The organism is Stenotrophomonas sp. 2YAF22 (genome assembly GCF_052114665.1).
GTDB classification, from domain to species: domain Bacteria; phylum Pseudomonadota; class Gammaproteobacteria; order Xanthomonadales; family Xanthomonadaceae; genus Stenotrophomonas; species Stenotrophomonas indicatrix.
The window spans coordinates 1-3,512 of the sequence record NZ_JBFRFE010000461.1; the positions used below are offsets into that span (position 1 = coordinate 1).

The following is a 3,512-nucleotide window of genomic DNA, read 5'->3' on the forward strand; positions in this document are numbered from 1 at the left end:
GGGGTGTCCGCGGCATGGATGCCGCGGCCAAGCCCCCAGGGATGGGTTCACGGCGTCCCCTGCACAGCCCACCCGACCGGCCAATCCATGGAATCTGCTTCTGGCACCCAGCCACGAGGGACTCAGCCGTTGGCCGAATCCAGTAAAATCGCCCCCATGAACGCCCCCACCTTCCCCTACGACACCGCGCGCCTGAGCGAACTGGCCCAGCTGCTGATCGACAACGTCCGCGAACTGGCCCAGGCCGGCTGGACCCCGGCCACCAGCAGCAACTTCTCCCACCGCCTGGATGACCGCCACGCCGCGATCACCGTCTCCGGCAAGGACAAGGGCCGCCTGATCGAAGACGACATCATGGTCGTGGACTTCGATGGCAAGGCCGTCGGCCGCCCGCTGCGCCCGTCTGCCGAAACCCTGCTGCATACCCAGCTGTATCGCCGCTTCCCGGAGATCGGCTGCGTGCTGCATACCCATTCGCCGGTGCAGACCATCGCCTCGCGCCTGTATGCACCGCAGGGCCATATCCGGGTGGAAGGCTACGAACTGCTGAAGGCCTTCGCGGGCAACAGCACCCACGAGATGGCCATCGACATCCCGGTGTTTGCCAACACCCAGGACATGGAGGTGCTGTCGGCCCAGGTCGACGCCCTGCTCGACACGCAGACCCTCTGGGGCTACCTGATCGACGGCCATGGCCTGTACGCCTGGGGCCGCGACATGGCCGAGGCACGGCGGCACATGGAAGCGTTCGAATTCCTGCTGCACTGCGAGCTGGAGCTGCGCAAGCTGCGCCGCTGAAGTTTCCGGCACGGCCAGATGCCGTTCTGGAATCAGGCCATCAATGCCACCCTGCTACCCTGTCCTTCCCCGAGACGTTCAAGCTGCCGCCATGAGCCGACTGCGCATCTACGACGATACCCATCCCGAATCGCCGCTGCTGGACACCCAGGACGGCGCGATCATCGCTGCCGAACTGCAGAAGATCGGCGTCACCTTTGAACGCTGGCAGGCCACCGCGCCGGTCGCCCCCGGCGCAAGCCAGGACGAAGTGTTCGCCGCCTACCGCGCCGACATCGACCGCCTGGTTGCCGAACGCGGCTTCAAGAGCGTGGACGTGGCCTCGATCGCCCCCGACAACCCGAACCGCGCCGAGCTGAGGAAGAAATTCCTCGACGAACACTTCCACAAGGAAGACGAAGTACGCTTCTTCGTCGCCGGCTCGGGCCTGTTCACCCTGCACGTGGGCGACAAGGTCTACGAGATCGAGTGCGTGAAGGACGACCTGATTGCCGTGCCCGACGGCACCACCCACTGGTTCGACATGGGCGATGAGCCCAGCTTCGTGGCGATCCGCTTCTTCACCGAGCCGGATGGCTGGGTCGGTCACTTCACCGGCACCGACATCGCGCAGAAATTCCCCCGTTACATTCCGACCCAGGCGTCCTGATCAATGCAGCCCCGCGTCATCCTGACCGACATCGAAGGCACCACCAGCAGCATCTCGTTCGTCAAGAACGTGCTGTTCCCGTACGCACGCCAGGCGCTGCCCGGCTTCGTCGCCGACCATGGCCAGCAACCGGAGGTGCGTCGCTGGCTGGATGCAGTCGCCACCGAGATCGGCGGCGCCTGCCAGGACAGCCTGGTGGCCGAGACGCTGCAGGGCTGGATCGACCAGGACCGCAAGCACACCGCACTGAAGGCCCTGCAGGGGCTGATCTGGGACGCGGGCTACCGTCGTGGTGACTACACCGCGCACTTCTACCCGGAGGTAGCGCCGGTGTTGAAGGGTTGGCACGCCTCGGGCCTGCCGCTGTATGTGTACTCCTCCGGCTCGGTGTCGGCGCAGAAGCTGTTCTTCGGCTTCAGCGACGCCGGTGACCTGAGTCCGCTGGTGTCGGGCTGGTTCGATACCGAAGTGGGCGGCAAGCGCGAGGCTGACAGCTACCGCCACATCGTGCAGGCCATCGGCGTCCCCGCTGGCGAGATCCTGTTCCTGTCCGACGTGGTCGAGGAACTGGACGCCGCCCGCGAAGCCGGGCTGCAGACACGCCTGATCGATCGCCTGGACGACTACCCGATGCCGCGCATCGGCGACGCCGCCAACGGCCATGATCGCGTCGAGAACTTCCAGCAGATCCAGCTGTAAGGCCATCCGCCTTGGTGGAYGCCAACCTTGGTTGGCATGCTTCTGCTGTGCCAACCAAGGTTGGCACCTACCAAGGCGGGGAGACGGCGCTGCTCATCGATCGTTGAGGGTCTTCACCTTCAACGCCTCGCGCAGCGCAGCCAGATCCACCGGGCCACGCACGGCGATGTCGCGGGTTTCGCCCGGCAGCAGGTCCAGCAGGTTGTCTTCCACCTGCACGTCGAGCGCGCCGAAATCGATCCAGGCTGCGCGCACCAGCGCAGCGCTGTGCAACCGCAGGCGATAGTGGTCACCATCGATCGCCAGGGTTGATGTCAGCTGCTGGCGTGGCAGCACCTGGTCCTTGGCTTCGACGAAGCCGACCACCTGCCGCGCCGTCACCTTGCCATCCTGCAGCAGTTCGAACACCGCCACCGTCCGCGCCGGATCAGCGCCGGCCAGCAGCTCGGCATCCGCGTAGGTGCCGATATCCGTCACCCCGGCGGCGGCCAGGGTCACCGCCTGCTCGCGACGGCGCAGCACCTTGCCCTCCACGTCCATCACCCGCAGGCGCCAACGTGCATCCAGCGCGGCACCATCGTTGACCAGGCGCACGCGCGTACTGCCTTCATCGCGCAGTGCGGCCACCGTAACCGGCGCGAAGAAGCGCCGCGCGGCATAGTGCAGCGCCTTCCAGCGACCGAAGTAGTCCACGCTCGACCAAGATGCTCCCGGCCAGACATCGTTGAGCTGCCAGTACAGCGAGCCCATCGTGTAAGGCCGCGAAGCGCGATGGTGCAGCGCCGCCAGGGCGATGCCATCGGCCTGCATCACCTGGCTCAGGTAGACGAAGTCCTCGAAGTCCTTCGGCGTGCCGTAGCCCAGTTCGATGTAATGCAGCAGGCGTGTATTGCCCTCGCCGGCCATGAACTTCTGGTGCGCGCGGATCACCGGGCTGTCGATGCGCTGTTCGGCACGGGTGGCGATCTGGTCCACCGTCGCCACTGCAGGCCAGGCCTGCAGGCCGTACTCGGACATGAAGCGCGGGGTTTCGCGCAGATACGCCTGCACCGGCAATGCCGGATTGCCCCACACCTGCCAGTAATGCTTGTCGCCACGGGTGGAGTCGTTGGCCTTCTCGTCCAGGTCGTTGCTGGGCGAACTGGACCAGTACGGCACGCCCAACCCATCCTCGCTCACCACCTGGCGCAGGTCGTTGCCGAACAGGTCGACGTAGCCCTGCCAGACCTTCGCTGCGAACGCCGGATCAGCTGCCTTCAGGTCGCGGCCGTGGCCCCAGTCCTTCCACGCCGTTTCTTCCTCGTTGTTGCCACACCACAGCACGATGCTGGGATGGTGGCGCAACCGGCGCACGTTGTCGCGCGCC

Annotated in this window: 4 protein-coding genes; 3 read left to right on the forward strand and 1 reads right to left on the reverse strand. The window is 66.0% G+C overall.

What is annotated here, in order from left to right:
* Positions 1-156: 156 nt before the first annotated feature.
* From AB4Y84_RS16435 to mtnC, 3 genes are all read left to right on the forward strand, one after another.
* Entirely contained in the window at positions 157-798 is a 642-nt protein-coding gene (locus AB4Y84_RS16435) for a methylthioribulose 1-phosphate dehydratase (RefSeq protein WP_312107291.1), read from the forward strand.
* 91 nt (positions 799-889) lie between these two features.
* Positions 890-1,447, forward strand: a complete 558-nt coding sequence (locus AB4Y84_RS16440) for a 1,2-dihydroxy-3-keto-5-methylthiopentene dioxygenase (protein WP_025874787.1) — start codon at positions 890-892, stop codon at positions 1,445-1,447.
* 3 nt (positions 1,448-1,450) lie between these two features.
* Complete coding sequence (gene mtnC / locus AB4Y84_RS16445) at positions 1,451-2,146, forward strand: acireductone synthase (protein ID WP_088100698.1); 696 nt, start codon at positions 1,451-1,453, stop codon at positions 2,144-2,146.
* 93 nt (positions 2,147-2,239) lie between these two features.
* Here the strand turns inward: mtnC and AB4Y84_RS16450 are convergent.
* Positions 2,240-3,512, reverse strand: a 1,273-nt coding sequence (locus AB4Y84_RS16450) for a glycoside hydrolase family 2 protein (RefSeq protein ID WP_442250457.1), incomplete at its 5' end; no start/stop codon positions are given.